We start from the raw sequence: 17,532 nt of genomic DNA on the forward strand, positions 1-17,532 counted from the left end.
AAAAGTACCCGATGCGGCCCGATTTTTTTTAAAAAAACCGGGCCGCTATCTATATATTTTAGTAGGGCGTGATCTTCAAATATTCGTTTATTACGGTGTAAGAACTATCGCCATCTATACTCTGCCAGTAACCGTAAGTATCCGAATATCTATCCCATCTTAACCTGAAACCGAGTTTTGCTTTCTTATCATATTTTTCTCCTATCGCATAAATTTCAGTTTTGCTGTCCACAAGTTTTACGAAACAATCGTAAGCGGTATATGGATCAAAAACTGCATTTGTGTAAATCGTTCCGCTGTAATACTCATTGCCCCTCAAATTTATCTTTACAGGATTTGGCGTGATGTTTTTAGTTGAAAGATTAAAGGTATCGCCCTTCGAAATATAATGCATTTTAATTCCAAGCAGGCTGAAGTTACTGTAGCTGTAATCTCTATAAGCATTGGTTAGGTCTATTATAGTAATCCCCCTCTTCCCCAAGGCCGTTATGGTATTACCCTGAACTACCATTGCGGTATCCTCATCTATACCGAAAGCAAGGTCAAAGTAATAATCCCATGCAGCCCTTATAAGCCTTCCAATCCTACCCCTTGCGTGAAAATGCTGGTCTACGAGTCCTCCGCTGAAAAATCCGAGCCCTCTGTACAGGGTTACGCCATTCCCCAGTGTGGGGCCCCAGCTTGAACCATACCTTAAAGCATCAAAACTTTCACCACCAATAATCATTGGATTTGACATCAATGCAGCTCCGGCACTGCTCCCCGCTATTACTCCCCCGTTGTTGTAGACATTCCATATAGCCTGCAATGCCGGAGTCATATTCCCGCTGGAATCATACAGAGCCGTTACAGCACGCATTTGGTCGCCGCCGGTAAACCAAATTCCTGTACAGGAATTTATGGTATTTACAATCTGCTGGCTGTAAGCATTAGTAGCGTAATTGTCAATTGTTATGTCTATTAGCACTACATTTCCCGCTCCATAGGAAAGAAATAGATTTCTGTAAAAATCGTAAGAACCGTACGGGTCAGCGCTGTTTACCGGTATAACGCCTATAACCGAATTAGCCCCACCTGCCAGCTGAATAATCTTGTTGTATACCGCGGCATTTGTGTCGCTGAGAGCACCTCCTACGATGACAAGGCTCCCATTAGTTTGCTCCTTTGCATTTGAATTAGATGGTACCCACACGCCAAATGCCAAAAACCCAATAAACGCAAGGAGCATAACACATATTAAACTTTTTCTCCAAGTCTTCATTTTTTCTTCTCCTTTTTTTATTTTTATTTCTTTTAATCACATTTTCATAAAACTTAGCGATTGAATAACCTGTACATCAATGCTGCAGCTTCGTATCTTGTAAGTTTATTTTGGGGATTGAGTTTATTATTGCTTCCCTGGATGATGCCAGCATTAACAGCTTTTATTACCTCTTCTTTTGCCCACCGGGAAATCAATGAACCATCATTGAACTGCTGTAAAGCATTTTCGTCAATTTCAACATCTCTCAAAGCTCTTCCAATAATAGTAAAAGCCTCTTCCCTTGTAATCTTATCATTTGCTTTGAATAGACCCTCTGAACCCTTTATTATCCCTAAATCGTACAGTGCCTGGATATAACCCGCGCCGAAATTTTCTGCCCCAATATCCGCAAACACTCCTTTATATTCTTTTTTTTCAATTCCCAGAGCCCTGCAGAGCATTACTGCAAATTCAAGCCTTGATGTGGTGCTGTTTCCTTTGAAACTTCCGTCTAGATATCCAGTTACCACTCTCTTCGCCGCCATCGATTCCACATACTTGCTGTACCATTCACCCTGCTTTACATCGTTGAATTGCTTTTTATATTCCATAACAAAATATTTTCCTGCCTCATCCGGTTTTATAGTTCCTACTATCTTCCCCTCATATATCTTCCCTCCTTTGAAATCAAAATTCTTTGTGTTTTCGTTATAATAATACAGCCCCGCTAAATCGGGATTAATATTTTCATTAATCTTTACTGCCAAAACTATCTTCTTTTCGAGGTTTTCTATTCCTACATTAATTTCAAATGCATCGCCTTTATTGAATAATCCTAAGGGTAAAATTATATTTAAATCATTTAATTCAACCTTCTTCACATTAATATTTATATCTTTATTCTTCAATTGATAAGCTATATCTTGCCCCGATAATTGTATAGAAATTTCTGGCAATTCGATTTTTACTATTTTACCGCTTAAATCTCCAAAATCCCCCTTTTGTAATACAAGTTCGATTTCCTTAATGCTTTCATCTATTTGGGGTGCTAATAATACTACCTTCTGATCTCCGGGATTTTTAACGATATATTCCCTATTTACCGTAATTTTTGCTTTTCCGCCTTCCTTAACCATATCAATATCCTTCATTTGCGGTTTTGAATTTTCTTTCTCTTCTTTTTCCGATGCCGTCGGGGATATTACGCTAACCGTACATATTGCCTCAAAACCACCATCTACGGTAACAGCCTTAATTACCGCCGTGCCTGAGGTTAAAGCTTTAACCTTTCCACTTTTGTCCACTGATGCTACACTGCTGTTGTTGCTTTCCCATCTTACGTCTTTAATATCCGCGCTTTCCGGCTGCACATTTGCTGTTAAGTTTACTTCTTGTCCCGGTGTTATAATGACAGATGTTTTCGATATGTTTAATCCCATTACCCTTACGGGATTTGGTTTTATGTCCATTTCCAGATTATATACTGCATATTTTTCATCAGCTTTAAATGCCCTTGTATCAGAAGTTTTCCTGTAAATAACTAGGAATGACGGGTCATTTTCTTTTGTAACGCCGTACGCGGTGCTAAAAAAGCTTTCAGCAACACTCTTTATCAGTTTTGTATTTTCCAAACTGGCGAAAACATTGTTAGAAAAATATTCCTGCCCCGAAGGATTTATCTCGCCTTTTTCGGTTATAATTTCATTCGTTCTAAAATCAAAAATATCCCCATCAGTAAGATATGTTACCTTCAGCCCTCTAACCGAAAACGGAACTTTATTATTTTCTTCAGATCTTTCACCGAATACTGCATTACTTGCATCTATTATAAATACCCCATTTTCTCCCACAACTCTTCCTCTGTTACCTTTTATTATTATTGCCGTATTTTCATCGACTCCTATACCTATTGCTTTCCCAGAATCCCTAAGGGCGACTGCAAGTCTACCTATTCTTCCCCTTTGGTCAAAATGCGAGTCCAATATTCCCTGAGTAACAAAGCCAAACCCTTTCATCATAATAGACTGATTTGGCTCGGGTATATAATCGTACTGTGTTACAGGATACATTTTTATATTATTTGCCGTAAGGTCTTCATAGCTTGTTCCACCACCGAACATTGGATCGCTCTGTATATGATCTCCAGCACTTGTACCAGCAATCAACCCTCCGCTTGCGTATATCTCCCTTATTGCCGTCATCAAAGGAGTATCCTTACCCTCATCAGTCAAAAGGCACCTTGCGTGTCTGAACTGATCCCCGCCGGTGAAAAATACTCCAAAGGCTTCATTTACCAAATCGATATTATCTTGTTTGCTTACTTCATTCTGATAATTATCTATGGCAACAGGTATAAATACGGGCTCCATACCGTATTTTACAAAGACCGGTAGATATCCTTTGAAAGAATTCTGCGCATCGGAAAAGCTCGACCTGGAAGTAGGTACAATAGCTATTTTTGGAAATTTCCCGCCCGCTGCTTTTCTCATTTCGCCGTATATGGCATCGTTGTAATCAGATAAGGCCCCTCCTATAGGCATTGCCGTAGATTCTTTAGAAATTACATTTCCAGCACTATCTTTCACTCTATAAGAATTAAATTCTATTTCGAGGTATTCACCAAAGCTTAAATCCATCTCAGGAATTGTTATTATAGCTTTGTCCTGTGCACCTATGGGCTGCCATGTAACTTGAGATAACGAAATATCCACCGGTATTTTTTCACCGCTACTAGTAACTTTATATACCGCTGTTAAAAGGTCGCTTGCACTTTCTATTTCAAGTGTCTCTTCATGAAGCTTTTCATTGAAGAGTATTTGGATATTTGAGATTTTACTTATTCCTGGATACTGAACCTTTCCGATGGGCGGAGTTGTATCAGCACAGACAGGGCTTGAAATCGTAGGTTGGGCTTTATTTCCGCTCGGATCTTTTACCTCATCTTTATAATATATTTTTAATACGCTGCCTTCAGGGATGTTAACAGGCTGTGGAAAAACTATTTTTACAATAGTTTCCGTAAGCCAAAACACAGAATCAGTTGAAGAATATGGAATTATTGTTTCAACATTTTCGCCTTTTAATATTTCAATTTTTTCTATAAAATCAGCAATATTATTAATATTCCTCGTATTTTGAGAAAGCGTCTCGTTAAAAATTATAAACAATCTATTATATAGACCCGCTTCAAGAACTGGTATTTCTCCTATTGGATTTATTTCATCAATAACCGTAAACTTGGCACAGCCGTAATTTTTAACTTCTGATTTGGTATTTTTATCAACAACTGCATATGCAATGAAAACCTTGCCGCAAATCATCGGATTTACTTCTCCGCTGTTTTTGTCCACCGATGCTACATTTTTATTGTTCACAAACCAATAAATATCTTCGTCGTCTCCTATAACTGCAGGAGCTGTTAAAATTTTCTTTTCTCCCGCGTTAAGCTGAAATACTCCCCCTAATCCCTGATTATCCTTATCTGAAATAGAATTTAATGCAGTTTCAAATATCGGTCCAAGTTCACTGTAATTTTCGTAGTAATAGCTGTTTCCGTGCTTAGGTACACCGTATTCGATTAATCCTGCAACTATGAACTGTTTTTCATAAGGTAATGCATTAAAATTGGATATATCTGTTAACCTAAGAGCCCTTATATATTTTTCAGTTTCGTATTTGTAATAGGCATAGTCGTTAATCGCAGCTAGCGCAACAGCCTTTTTCAATGCATCTGCAAATACATCGACGCTGTCGTATCCTCCCTGAGGCTTTAATTCCTTTAAAACTGCAGGCACATCGGTTCCCTTCCCGGTATTTGTTAATTCCGACCACAGGGGTGGATTTAAATTTTCCACTGCATTTCTTATTTCGGTATCATTTTTTGCATTATTTACCGCATTCATTGCACTTTGCCACTTATCCCTTTCAATTTCTGTATTCCACTTGGCCTTCGCCACGGCAAATTCTACAGCATTGGCAAATTCTGCAGAACTTCCAAAGCCCTGTCCTTTTTTCTCATATATAAGACGTGAAGCTTCATTCTTTTCATTATCCGTCAGGCTGTTCCATCCAAAGCCTTTTAGTATCTCAAGTATTTCTTTTACCTCTTCTTCTGTCCTGGCGTTGTTGACCATATAAACGGCCTGTTCTATGGTTATTGAAGAAGGCTGTCTATCGATGGTTCCCGCAAGGACAAGTCCTATTACTCCATTATTACCAACAGTAGCTAAGTATACATAGTATTTCTTTTCTTGATAAGGCTCACCGGTCACTTCCATTGTTGCTCCTATACCGCTTGTTGATATTAATCTGTTGGCTCCACCATCTGCCCATCCTTTATCTAATTTCCTTGCTTTATTATTTGCAATCAACTCATTTTCGATATAATCTTTTTCCCAACTAAATACTTCTTGAGCCACACTTTCAAAATTCTTTGTGGAAAGAAAGACTAAATAATAGCTAACTTCGCTATCGCCAGCCGAAGGTGGTCTAAATCCTATTCTATAATCGTCGACTTTTTTTGCGTCGCCTCCATTAATTAACCAAAAATTTACTTCTGTCGCCGGGTAGTTATTGTTTATTTCAGCCAATGCCATACCTGCTTTAATGGCCGAAGTGAAGAACAAAAATAGTATTAAAGCAGCAATGGTTTTGCTTATTTTTTTCATTGCCCTCTTCGACCCCCCTTACCCTATTTCGCAGACCTTTATTTTCCATTTTAAATATGATATTTTTTCTTAGGGTGCGGATGTTAATCCGCACCCTGATTTTTTAGTTATACCCTATAACATGAGCTATAATTACGAATATGCTGCCCAGGAGGAATAAAAAGCCCTGCATTTTTATCTGCCATTTTGCCCATTTGCTCCAGTCAAGCCTTGCAACACCCAGGACGCCCATAAGACACGCGGAAGTTGGCACTATTACGTTTGTAAGGCCGTCGCCCAGCTGGAATGCGAGAACGGCGGTCTGCCTGGTAACACCCACAAGGTCTGAAAGCGGAGCCATTATCGGCATTGTTAGGGCTGCCTGCCCGGAGCCGGATACAACAAAGAAATTGAATACTGACTGGAACAAATACATAAACCATGCGGAGAGCAAGGAGGGGAATTTCCCTATGCCCTGGGACACGGCATTAAGGATGGTATTTAATACGGTCGGGTCAGACGGGCTCGTTCCTCCCAACACTATAAGTATTCCTTTTGCCATACCCACCACGAGCGCTGCTCCCGTAAGGTCCGATGCCCCTTTAGCAAAGGATGAAGCTATATCGTTTACTGTCATGCCGTTTAGTTTGAAGATTACTCCTATTATGCCTGCCACAAGTCCTATAACAAAAAATTGAGAAGCAATTTCTGGAATGTAATAGCCCTTTTTGGTTACACCCCATACAACCCAAATTATACCTATCAAAAGGGTAAGTAACACCAATTTATGCCCGGTGGTGAATTTAACTTCTTCTTTTTCAGTTTCGGAATTAACCTTCACCTGATTTCTGAAATACTCGTCGGACTCATAAGAAATGGAGTTTAATGGATTTTCCTTAACTCTCACGGCATACCTCCAGGTGTACCATAAACCCGCTGCGGTAAATACAGTCCACATTATTATCCTGAAAGGTGCCCCGGAAAACACCGGCACATCGGAAACTCCTTGAGCTACAGCAAGGCTGAAAGGATTCATCCAGGACGTGGCAAAACCTATCTGGCTTGCAACGTAGGTTATGCATATGCCCACTACTGAGTCGTAGCCCATCGCGATAACCATCGGAACCACAATCATAGCAAAAGGTATGGTTTCTTCGCCCATCCCGAAAACTGCTCCGCCTAAGGAAAACAGGACAAATAAGACGGGTATTATTAAAGACTCCCTTCCCTGCGTTCGGCCAATCATCGCCATTATGCCTGAATCCACAGCTCCCGTTCGCAAAACTATGCCAAAGGCTCCGCCGATAACAAGAATAAAAGCTACCACACCTACAGCAGATCCCCATTTATCCCCCGTTACCAATCCTTCAAATACGTAATTGAGAAAACCGTAGCCGCCGAAATCCTCTGTACCCCATATCTTAGCAGGCTTTTTAACAGGCATGCCTTTTTCGTCGAGTTCATACTGGAAGGACCCGGGAACGACTACCGTTTTAGTTTTTTCCTTTCCATTTTGAATGTATGTCTTTTTTGCCGTTTCAAATTTTCCTACCGGCAAAAGCAAGGTCAAAATCCACGCCGCCAAAACCACATAAAATATGATTACATAAGTATGAGGCATATTTATGTTTTTAAACTTACCCAGCAAGTTTAACCCTCCCTTTTGATTTTTAGCTTTTTTTAATTCCTTTCAAAGGTTCCGAAAACTTCTAAAACGCCTTCCCTTACCATCCACCTCCCCTTTGCCAAAACGCTTTCGATTTCCAGATTTTCATTTAAAACCACCAAATCCGCATCCCATCCCTCCTTTATTTCTCCTTTCCCTTTTAACCCGTGTATAGTTGAGGGATTTTTTGTCACAGTTGAAAGGGCTATTTCCAATGGAATTTTGTATTTAAAAAACATTGCCTGAACGCTTTTTATCAACGCGGAAACGCTCCCCACACCCAATCCCACCAATCTTTTTTGGGAGTCAAATAAGGGTAAACTTCCGTTTCCGTCAGAACTTATGGTGAGGTTATCCGCAGGTACTCCGGCCTTTATCGCTTCATATACGGCTTCGGCTGCCGTAACTTCATCCTCATCGTATACCTCCTCTCCCGCGGTATAATCGCAGTATCCTCCTTTCATACCAAACTCAAAGGACTCCTTCATCAATCTGCGGTTCCTGTTTAAATGCGTGGGCTGAAATTGAGAAAGGGGAATATCCGCGTAATCGGCGGCATCGTATATAATTTTCAAGCCCCTTTTCCCGTCTCCCACGTGTAAATGCACCTTACCTTTTTTGCCGCCAATCATACCACCTACGCGGGCTTCTCCTGCAATTCTTGCAAGTTCCTCAGGCGAGATCCCGGAAGACCGGTGATCGGATATTGCCACCTCTCCTACCCCCACAACCTTATCTATAAAGATTAAATCGGATTTAACGCTGCCCGTCAGGGTTGGAAGCGGAATTTGATAAGCCCCTGTATATATATAAGTAGAAACACCTTCATTTTCCAGGGATTTGGCTTTACTGTACAACCTTGCCATTGACCTGGTCACACCATCCGTGCCGAGACATCCTATAACCGTTGTAACGCCGTTTTTTGTAAGTTCGGAAAGCCAAATTTCAGGGGTCGATGTCTCCGGCCCTCCTTCTCCGCCGCCTCCTGTTATGTGAACGTGCTGATCGATAAATCCCGGACAAAGGTATTTTTCTTTTAAATCCACAATTTCCAAATTAAAAGGGCCACTTATTTCGCATTTCTCCCCCACATAAATTATCCTTCCAGCTTCGATTACAACATCGCATATTCCCCTATCCTCGGGTGCATAAACATGAGCATTTTTAATGTGAATCATAAATTTCCTCCTTAGCTAATAGGCTTTAAATAGTTTTGGTATAATTTAATATTTGCATTATTTATGCCATAATTATGATTATTTTTTATATCCCAAAAACTCAAGAAAAACTTAAACTTTTTCATCTTGTACAAAAAAAATAGGCTTCAATGGGCTTAATTTAAAACCCATTAAAGCCTATTTTTCACCAATTAATGCCCTTCCCTGAAGCGTTAGCGCGGTACCCTGCCTTCCCCTGCCGGAAATTATATATCCCTTTTCCTTCAGATCTTGCAAAAGTTTTCTCACCTTTGAAGGCGTCACGTTAAATCCCCTCTCGCACATCAGGCGGGCTATGCTGTTTCTGCCTAATTTTATACCCTTCACCTCTCCTTCCCTTATGATTTCAAGCACATTAATCAAAAGGTCATTTATTTTCGTTTCCCGTAATAACGAATCTTTATTTTTCCCGTCCTTTAAAGTTATAATATCGGGTAAATCGTAGACTTTTGGAATACCCTGAGCCATTGTCAAAAGGTACTCCACGCAGTTTTTTATCTCCCTCACATTGCCGGGCCAGGAATAATCGAGCAGAATGTTTTTCACCTCTTCGGATAGATCCTTCCAGTGCCAGGGCGGTACGGTACGGGTTTGGTTTATAAAGTAATCAAATAAAAGCGGTACATCTTCCACCCTTTCCCTGAGCGGTGGAAGAAATAAAAACAAAGGGGTTAACCTGTAAAAAAGGTCTTCCCTGAATTTATTTTCTTTCACGAGTTTGAAAGGATCCTGGTTTGTCGCAGCTATTATTCGGACATCCACAGGCACCATTCGGTAGCCGCCTATTCGCATTACTTCCTTTTCCTGCAGCACTCTAAGAAGCCTTGCCTGTATTTCTACAGGAATTTCGCTGATTTCATCCAAAAAAACGGTACCGCGATTGGCCATTTCGAAAATTCCCGGTTTGCCTCCTTTTTTTGCTCCCGTAAATGCCCCTTCTTCATAGCCGAACAGTTCACTTTCCAGCAAATTTGCCGGCAGTGCAGAACAATTTATCGCAATAAAAGGAAATTTGCTCCTTTTAGAGGCGCTGTGTATTGCCTGTGCGAATATTTCCTTACCCGTACCCGTTTCTCCGTATATTAGTACATTTGAATCACTTGAAGCAATTTTCTTAGCTTTCTCTATTGCTTTTAAAATAGCCGGGCTCTTACCTACGATATGATCAAACGTGTATTTTGTAAAAAAACCCTTTTCTTTTGCCTCGATGCGAAGTTTTTCTTCCATCTCGGCTATATCGCTGGCAAATCTTAGGTGTATGACCAAACTTTTTCCCAGTGAGACCTGAGTCATTATCATTTTTTCTCCTTTAAAACTTACTATATCATTTCCCATTCCTGTATTAATAATTTTTTCTACTTCGATCTTTTTTAATATTTTTCTCGCTTGATTGTTTGCGAATATTATTTTCTTATCCTCATCCAAAGCGAATATTGGGTCCTTAACAAGGTCCAAAACCGCCTCTATCTGCTTTTTCGAGTTTATTACATCATCCCGGGCAGAAATTAGATTTTTATTTAATTCAACTAATTCTCTTATATACCTTGCCGAAAGGTAGTTTGCCCTTTCCTCCAGCAAACCCAGTTCCCTTAAAATTTCTACCATCGTCGTAAGGTCTATCAACCTGCACCCTATATCCACCACTTTTTTTATGTAATTCGGAACATAGCTGGATTCCCCGGGCGTAACAGCAATCTCCGCTTCCGGGAATTCCTTTGCTCCAGGATAATACGGAATAAAATTTATATGATTTATTCCCAGTTCTTTAATTTGATAGACCGTCTCTTCAGCGGTAATTTTTGTATCGTTTACGAGTAAAACGGGCAAATCGGAAGAAAGCTGCAAGATAAGGTCCAGGTATTTGTAATTAATAGACCTTTTTGCGAGCATGACTTTTCCGTCAAAATTAATATCTAAATCCTCCAGCAAGGTATAATGGGTAAGTAAAATAATATCCGCTTTTAAATCCCTGGGGATGCCTTTTTCCATAGAATGGGCCTCGATGGTTATCAAATCACCGATAATATCCTTTAGCTGATTTGTCAACATTCGGCTTGTATTTTCCCCTTGAGAAACGAGTACCACTTTTTTCAAAAAAATCACCTCTTAGAGTTGTCCCAAAAAATTCCCCAGTTTCAAACCCTTTTATGTTATTATAATAATTATAATATTTTTTATTCTATGTTAAAAATTGAAAATCCTTTTAATTTATTGAAAATCGGATAAATAATACAAAAAAAAAAGAGACTTAAAAAAATTTTTTAAGCCTCTAAAAAGTAGGTTTCTTAAATTTTTCTTTCTAAATCAAATAAACTATACATTCAATTCCAGCTCTGCCAATTTTTCTTTTGTTGGAATTCCGTTTTTATCCCAACCCTTTATTTCATACATTATGTCAAGAAGCTTATCCTGATCAACCACTTCGCCTTTCCCGGGGCCGTCTTTTGCAGGTTCTTTGCTAAAAATTTTTACCCCCTTTTCTTCAACTCCTTTAAAACTTCTTCCCAGTCCATATCAAAGTAAGAAAGCATAACGCTTAAATGGTATATAAGGTCAGCGACTTCATAGGTTATTTCCGATTTTGAGCTGTTTTTGGCTGCTATTATCACTTCAGAAGCTTCTTCTCCTACCTTTTTTAATATCTTATCTAAACCCTTTTCAAAAAGATAACAGGTGTAAGAACCCTCTTTCTTGTTATTTTTTCTGTCGTCAATAACTTCCATCAAGTTCTTTAACACTTCAAATCCCGCAAATTCTTCCTTTTTAATAATTTCATTGAAAAAACAGGTTCTATTACCCGTATGGCACGCCGGCCCTTTTTGTTTTACCCGTGCAAGCAAAGTATCCCCATCGCAGTCGTAGTGTATTGAAACCACTTCCTGGACATTCCCGGAGGTTTCTCCTTTTTTCCAAATCGCATTCCTTTTTCTGCTAAAATAGTGCATAAAACCCGTTTTTAATGTCAATTTAAAGCTATCCTCGTTCATGTAAGCAAGCATTAACACCTCACCGGTGGTGTAATCCTGCACCACAACGGGGATTAATCCGTTATTTTTTGTGAAATCCAGTTTTTCTTCTACTTCCATTTTGCCCTCACCTCAATACCGTTTTCCAAAAGGAATTTCTTTAAATCCCCTATTTTAACCTCTCCAAAATGAAAAATTGAGGCGGCAAGGGCTGCATCGGCACCAACTTTAAAAACTTCTAAAAAATGCTCTGCTTTTCCCGCACCTCCCGATGCTATTACGGGAATATCGACGTTTTTGGAAATAAGTTCGGTTATTTCTAAATCAAAACCTTCTTTTGTGCCGTCTTTGTCAATCGATGTCAGGAGTATTTCTCCCGCACCCCTTTTTTCCACCTCTTTTGCCCAGGAAAGGGCATCCATCCCCGTATCAATTCTTCCCCCGTTTATATAAACCCTGTAGCCTTCCTTATGCTTTTTTACATCAATCGCCACAACAATACACTGGCTTCCGAAAATCCTGCTGGCCTCATTTATTAAATCGGGGTTTTTAACCGCAGCGGAATTTATGGAAACCTTATCCGCTCCTGCGATTAGTATCCTCCTTATATCTTCTACCGTCCTTATTCCCCCACCTACGGTAAAAGGGATAAATACGCTCTTTGCCACCTTTTTTACCACTTCTATCATTATATCCCTTTTTTCACAGGATGCGGTAATATCCAGAAATACCAGTTCATCGGCCCCCATCTTCTCATAGGCTACCGCCGCTTCTACTGGGTCCCCCGCATCCACAAGGTTAACAAAATTAATGCCCTTTACCACCCTTCCTTCCTTTACATCAAGGCAGGGTATTATCCTCTTTGCCAGCACCTTACTTCACCCTTTTAAATTTACTTTTCTTAATAGCTCTTTTAAATTTACATTTCCGTTATAAAGCGCCTTTCCAATGATTACACCGTCTATTCCCAGCTTCTTTACCATGAGCACATCCTCTTCGCATCTTATACCACCGGAAGCTATTAAAAAACCTTCAAATTTATCCCTTATTTTTTTTGCAATATCTAAATTCGGTCCTGAAAGCATTCCATCCCTTGAAATATCGGTAAAAATAAGTCTTCTTATACCCATTTCCTTTGCCAATTTTAAAGATGATTCCAGATCCAGAGGTGTTTTTTCCAGCCACCCCGAGATTTTTGGAGTTTCCCCTTCAAAGTCAAGGCTTAATGCTATTTTCTCCGCTGAAAATTCTTCTAACATCCTATTAACTTCATCTGTTCGAGTAAAAAAAGCAGAGCCAATTACTATACAATCTATTCCCGCATCTATCAATTTTTTAGCCGTTTCGAAATCCCTTATGCCTCCTCCGCACTGAACGTAAAGATTTGTTCTTCTTTTTATTTCCGCAATTAATTCAAAATTAACCACAAGCCCTTTTTTTGCACCATCCAGGTCTACCACATGAAGGCAGTTTGCTCCTTCGCTTTCCCAGTAAAATGCCTGTTTTAAAGGGTCTTTGCTGTATACCGTAACTTCATCAAACCTGCCCTGAGTTAATCTCACACACCTTCCATCCTTTATATCAATAGCCGGGAAAATCCTCATAGCAACCTCCCAAAATTCTCTAACAATTGTAAACCCGCTTTGCCGCTTTTCTCCGGATGAAATTGTGTTGCAAAAATGTTCCCCTTTTCCACGCTGGCGGTAATTTCCCCACCGTATTCCGTAACTGAAGAAACATCTTCCATTTCCGCATCGGCAAAATACGAGTGCACAAAGTAAAAATACTCTCCATCTAAATTTTTTAAAATCGGGGAATTCTTTTTCACCTTTATCCTGTTCCACCCCATGTGGGGGATTTTTAGCCCCTGTTTTTTTGGGATTAATTTTACATCACCTTTTAAAATTCCTAACCCTTTTTCGCTACCTTCCTCACTGAATTCAAATAAAAGCTGCATGCCAAGGCATATTCCTAAAAAAGGCACTTTTTCAATAAGGATCTTTTTCTTTAATGCATCAATCTTTCCATTCAATTTCAGCCTCCCCATAGCCTCTTTAAATGCTCCAACCCCGGGAAGCACCAAACTTTCTGCCTTTAAGATTTCTGCTGCATCAGAAGTAAGAACTACCCTATATCCCAGATACTCAAATGCCTTTTTCACACTGCCGAGGTTCCCCATGCCGTAATCGATAACCGTAATTTCTTTCAGCCTAAAGCACCCCCTTGGAGGAAGGGATACCATTTTGTCCGGTATTTCTTACCGCATCCCTTAGAGCCCTGCCGAAAGCCTTAAAAATTGCTTCAACTATGTGATGATCATTACTGCCGTAAAGTTTTGCGATATGAAGGGTTACCTTTGCACTGCCGGAAAAAGCCCTGAAAAACTCCTGCACGTTTTCCAAACTCATTTCTCCTATTTTTTCCCTGTTAAACTTTATATCAAAATTTAAAAAGGGTCTTCCCGAAATATCCAAAGAAAATAACACTAAAGCATCATCCATAGGCAGCAAGGTATATCCATACCGGTTTATTCCCCTTTTATCCTCAAGGGCTTTAAAAACCGCTTTACCAAGAGCAATACCCACATCTTCTACGGTATGATGGTCATCTACCCTCAAGTCTCCTTTTACCTCAACGGTTAAATCAAATTTCCCGTGGAGGGCAAACTGATGGAGCATGTGGTCGAAAAACCCTATGCCGGTATCCGCTTTACAACTTCCTCTCCCATCTAAATTCAGGAAAATCCTTATATCTGTCTCACCGGTCTTTCTTCTTAATTTTACAATTCTATTATTCATTTTCTATCTCTCCATTCTTCCAGGGCCTTTAAAAGCTCTTTGTTTTGCCCCTCAGTTCCAACGGTTATGCGTAAAAGACCGCTACCATCCTTAAAACCACTCTCAAAGGGAAAATACCTCACGGCAATACCCTTTGACCCTAAAAATTTCTGGAGATCCTCCAGCCCCTTTCCTACCAATGAGACAAAATTTCCATAGCCATCAATAACTTCAAATTTCAGGTCCCTGATTTTCCTTTTTAATTTTTCTCTTTCTTCAATCGTTTTTTGAATATTTTGCTTTACCCTGTCAAAATTCCTTAATACCTCTATTGCGGTTACCTGAGTAAAATAGCTTACATTATAAGGAGGTTTGACTCTATGCAAATAATCAATAATATTTTCCGAAGAAACCGCATAACCGCACCGTATTCCCGCAAATCCCATTTTCGAAAAAGTCTTTAATACAATCAGGTTTTCATGTTTTTCCACCAGATCCACATAATCCCAGGGAGAAAACTCCGAATACGCCGCATCCACAACAAGAAGCTTACCTTTTATACCTTCAGCAATTCGAGATATATCCTTTCGGTTAATAAGAATCCCGGTAGGATTATTGGGAGTATCTAAAAATACCGCCTTTACCCGGCTATCCCGGGCCTTATTTATTATTTCGTCTGTATCTATCTGCCAGTTTGCACCAAAGGGAACCGGTAAAACCTCAATATCCAGGAGTCCGGCGGTGATCCTGTACATTACAAAAGAAGGCGATAAAATTAATATGGCTTCGCCTTTTTCGCATACCGCCTGCATTATTATCTGAATGAGCTGGTCGGAACCGTTGCCAACTATAAAGTTTTTCTTTTGCAAGCCGTAAAATTTCCCCAGCTCCTCCCTTAAGGCGTCCGAATTATTCTCAGGATAAAAACGGATATTATCCATGTTTTCCATCAAAGCTTTTCGAATTTGTTCTTTTAATTTTTCATCCAGGGGAAATTGATTCTCATTGGCATCTAATTTAATCGACCAATTGTCTTCCTTTACTTCGTAATTTTTGTAGCTTTCTAATTTATTCCTGAACATCTTCCATCCTCACTTTCAGGGAATTTGCATGTAAATAAAGTCCCTCCCGCTCTGCAATTTTAATTGCATAGTCAGCATACAGCCTGAAGCTTTCCATTGAGTATTCCACTACATTGATCCTTTTCACAAAATCATATACTCCAAGGGGAGAGAAAAACCTGGAAGTCTGATTGGTGGGCAGGACATGATTTGTTCCTGCAATATAATCCCCGATGGGTTCGGGAGAAAATTTGCCCAGAAAGACCGTCCCGGCATTTTTTACATCATTTAAAAGCTCACCGCTATTCTTTGCTATTATTTCCAAATGTTCCGGTGCAATTAAATTAGATATTTTCACCGCTTCTTTAAGGTTTTCAGCAATAATAATCAAGCCGTATTCATCGATAGACTTTTTCGCAATTGTTATGTTATTTTTATAAATACCTTCATTTTGCTCCAGAAAATTTTTTAAACACCTTAAAACTCCGAAAGCCAGGTGTTCCGAATCGGTAATCAATACTGCCATGGCATTTTCATCGTGTTCCGCCTGGGAAAGCAGGTCATAGGCTACATATCTTTCATCCGCCGTTTCATCGGCAATCACCACAATTTCACTGGGTCCTGCTATTAGATCCACATCCACCTCACCGTAAACCTGCTTTTTGGCACAGGCAACGTAAATATTCCCCGGGCCAACAATTTTATCTACTTTTGGTATCGTTTGTGTCCCAAACGCAAAAGCCGCTACAGCCTGGGCTCCACCGATTTTAAAAATCTTATTTATCCCGCAGACCTTGGCAGCCGCAAGGATATAAGGACTAATTTGTTTATCCTTCCCGGGTGGTGAGGTCATGTAAATTTTTTCCACTCCCGCTACTTTTGCAGGTATTGCGTTCATCAATACGGTGGAAGGATACGCAGCCTTGCCCCCGGGCACGTAAACGCCCACACTTTCCAGAGGTAATACCCGCTGTCCCAATTTACTACCTTCCTTGATATAAAACCAGGATTCCTGTTTTTGCTTTTCATGAAATTCCAGGATATTTTCATAGGCTTTATGTAAAGCTTCCAAAAAATCCTTTTCTACCGATTGATAGGCCTTTTCTATTTCCTCATCCCTTACTTCTAATTCTTCCTTATTAAAAAAAACGCCATCCAATTCTTTCGTCAGCTCAATAAGAGCTTCATCCCCTTTTTCTTTTACTTTTTCTATAATTTCTTTCACCCTTTTTTCTACACCGGTCAATTCTCCCGGGGACCTTTTTTTAATGATTTTTATGAGTTCTTTTTCAAAATCACGACCTTGGGCAAACAATACCTTCAAGTTCCAGCCCCCTTTCTATTCTTCCGACTATTTCGTTTATTAAATCCTTCTTCATTTTAAGACTTGCCCGATTTATAATAAGCCTTGCACTTATATCAAACAATTTTTCATATACTTCAAGGCCGTTTTCCTTTAACGTTCTCCCGGTTTCCACCACATCGACTATTCCATCCGCAAGCCCAAGCAAAGGTGCAAGCTCTACCGAGCCGTTAAGCCTTATCACCTTAAGGTTTTGATGGTTTATTTTTTCAAAATACTCCCTTGTTACTTCCGGGTATTTTGTCGCAATGACCTTATCCTTTTTTTTTATAAACTCTTCTTTCTTTCCTTTTATACCCGCCAAAGCAAGAAAACAGCGCCCAATACCCATGTCCAGAATCTCAAAAATATTTACATTTTTCTCCATGATGACATCCTTCCCCACCACTCCCATATCCGCCGCTCCGTATTCCACATAGGTGGGAACATCAAAAGGTTTTACCAGGATTATCCTTAAATTATTTACTTCGTCTATAAAAATTAACTTCCTTGAATCTTCTTCCATTTTTATGTTTAGAAGACCGCACTTTTCAAAAAAATTCACCGTTTCCTGCGCCAATCTCCCTTTTGGAAGTGCAATTGTAATCATTTTC

14 protein-coding genes are annotated in these 17,532 nt (G+C 39.7%); all 14 read right to left on the reverse strand.

Annotation, left to right across the window (positions count from 1 at the left end):
• Positions 1-58 precede the first annotated feature (58 nt).
• The 14 genes from ACPLOV_RS01490 to hisG all read right to left on the reverse strand — a co-directional run bounded on the left by ACPLOV_RS01490 (position 59) and on the right by hisG (position 17,528).
• On the reverse strand, positions 59-1,261 hold the full coding sequence (locus tag ACPLOV_RS01490) for a cyanophycinase (RefSeq protein ID WP_424910407.1): 1,203 nt from the start codon (positions 1,259-1,261) through the stop codon (positions 59-61).
• A 53-nt stretch (positions 1,262-1,314) separates the two neighbouring features.
• Positions 1,315-5,910: a cyanophycinase gene (locus ACPLOV_RS01495; protein ID WP_424910408.1), complete on the reverse strand. Its 4,596-nt coding sequence runs from the start codon at positions 5,908-5,910 to the stop codon at positions 1,315-1,317.
• A gap of 103 nt (positions 5,911-6,013) precedes the next feature.
• Positions 6,014-7,510 carry a putative basic amino acid antiporter YfcC gene (gene yfcC, locus ACPLOV_RS01500; RefSeq protein ID WP_424908755.1) on the reverse strand — a complete coding sequence of 499 codons (1,497 nt, stop codon included), beginning with the start codon at positions 7,508-7,510 and terminating at the stop codon, positions 6,014-6,016.
• Positions 7,511-7,569: 59 nt separating this feature from the next.
• A complete protein-coding gene (gene iadA / locus ACPLOV_RS01505; RefSeq protein WP_424910409.1) occupies positions 7,570-8,733 on the reverse strand; it encodes a beta-aspartyl-peptidase in 1,164 nt (387 codons plus the stop codon).
• Positions 8,734-8,910: 177 nt separating this feature from the next.
• Positions 8,911-10,857: a sigma 54-interacting transcriptional regulator gene (locus ACPLOV_RS01510; RefSeq protein ID WP_424910504.1), complete on the reverse strand. Its 1,947-nt coding sequence runs from the start codon at positions 10,855-10,857 to the stop codon at positions 8,911-8,913.
• A gap of 228 nt (positions 10,858-11,085) precedes the next feature.
• Positions 11,086-11,193, reverse strand: a complete 108-nt coding sequence (locus tag ACPLOV_RS01515; protein ID WP_424910410.1) for an aldehyde ferredoxin oxidoreductase C-terminal domain-containing protein — start codon at positions 11,191-11,193, stop codon at positions 11,086-11,088.
• Between the two features lie 47 nt (positions 11,194-11,240).
• Positions 11,241-11,858, reverse strand: a complete 618-nt coding sequence (hisIE, locus tag ACPLOV_RS01520; RefSeq protein ID WP_424910411.1) for a bifunctional phosphoribosyl-AMP cyclohydrolase/phosphoribosyl-ATP diphosphatase HisIE — start codon at positions 11,856-11,858, stop codon at positions 11,241-11,243.
• On the reverse strand, positions 11,849-12,610 hold the full coding sequence (gene hisF / locus ACPLOV_RS01525) for an imidazole glycerol phosphate synthase subunit HisF (protein WP_424910412.1): 762 nt from the start codon (positions 12,608-12,610) through the stop codon (positions 11,849-11,851). Before hisF ends, hisIE begins: the two co-directional genes overlap by 10 nt.
• Positions 12,611-12,616: 6 nt before the next feature.
• Entirely contained in the window at positions 12,617-13,342 is a 726-nt protein-coding gene (gene hisA / locus ACPLOV_RS01530; RefSeq protein ID WP_424910413.1) for a 1-(5-phosphoribosyl)-5-[(5-phosphoribosylamino)methylideneamino]imidazole-4-carboxamide isomerase, read from the reverse strand.
• Positions 13,339-13,947 carry an imidazole glycerol phosphate synthase subunit HisH gene (gene hisH / locus ACPLOV_RS01535; protein ID WP_424909745.1) on the reverse strand — a complete coding sequence of 203 codons (609 nt, stop codon included), beginning with the start codon at positions 13,945-13,947 and terminating at the stop codon, positions 13,339-13,341. Before hisH ends, hisA begins: the two co-directional genes overlap by 4 nt.
• A 1-nt stretch (position 13,948) precedes the next feature.
• Complete coding sequence (gene hisB, locus ACPLOV_RS01540) at positions 13,949-14,536, reverse strand: imidazoleglycerol-phosphate dehydratase HisB (protein ID WP_424910414.1); 588 nt, start codon at positions 14,534-14,536, stop codon at positions 13,949-13,951.
• Positions 14,533-15,597: a histidinol-phosphate transaminase gene (gene hisC, locus ACPLOV_RS01545; RefSeq protein WP_424910415.1), complete on the reverse strand. Its 1,065-nt coding sequence runs from the start codon at positions 15,595-15,597 to the stop codon at positions 14,533-14,535. The genes hisB and hisC overlap by 4 nt, the downstream gene beginning before the upstream one ends.
• The gene (gene hisD, locus ACPLOV_RS01550; RefSeq protein WP_424910416.1) at positions 15,584-16,900 is read right to left on the reverse strand and encodes a histidinol dehydrogenase; all 1,317 of its coding nucleotides are present in this window, start codon (positions 16,898-16,900) and stop codon (positions 15,584-15,586) included. The genes hisC and hisD overlap by 14 nt, the downstream gene beginning before the upstream one ends.
• Positions 16,872-17,528, reverse strand: coding sequence for an ATP phosphoribosyltransferase (gene hisG / locus ACPLOV_RS01555; RefSeq protein WP_424910417.1), 657 nt, complete (start codon positions 17,526-17,528; stop codon positions 16,872-16,874). The genes hisD and hisG overlap by 29 nt, the downstream gene beginning before the upstream one ends.
• Positions 17,529-17,532 lie beyond the last annotated feature (4 nt).

Source organism: Thermovenabulum sp. (assembly GCF_049723235.1).
In the GTDB taxonomy this organism is placed as follows: Bacteria; Bacillota; Thermosediminibacteria; order Thermosediminibacterales; family Thermosediminibacteraceae; genus Thermovenabulum.

Coding starts and splice junctions, on each gene's coding strand:
- yfcC (WP_424908755.1), bottom strand. CDS start 7,510: ATGCCTCATACTTATGTAATCATATTTTATGTGGTTTTGGCGGCGTGG.
- ACPLOV_RS01495 (WP_424910408.1), bottom strand. CDS start 5,910: ATGAAAAAAATAAGCAAAACCATTGCTGCTTTAATACTATTTTTGTTC.
- ACPLOV_RS01490 (WP_424910407.1), bottom strand. CDS start 1,261: ATGAAGACTTGGAGAAAAAGTTTAATATGTGTTATGCTCCTTGCGTTT.
- hisC (WP_424910415.1), bottom strand. CDS start 15,597: ATGTTCAGGAATAAATTAGAAAGCTACAAAAATTACGAAGTAAAGGAA.
- hisG (WP_424910417.1), bottom strand. CDS start 17,528: ATGATTACAATTGCACTTCCAAAAGGGAGATTGGCGCAGGAAACGGTG.
- iadA (WP_424910409.1), bottom strand. CDS start 8,733: ATGATTCACATTAAAAATGCTCATGTTTATGCACCCGAGGATAGGGGA.
- hisIE (WP_424910411.1), bottom strand. CDS start 11,858: ATGGAAGTAGAAGAAAAACTGGATTTCACAAAAAATAACGGATTAATC.
- hisA (WP_424910413.1), bottom strand. CDS start 13,342: ATGAGGATTTTCCCGGCTATTGATATAAAGGATGGAAGGTGTGTGAGA.
- hisB (WP_424910414.1), bottom strand. CDS start 14,536: ATGAATAATAGAATTGTAAAATTAAGAAGAAAGACCGGTGAGACAGAT.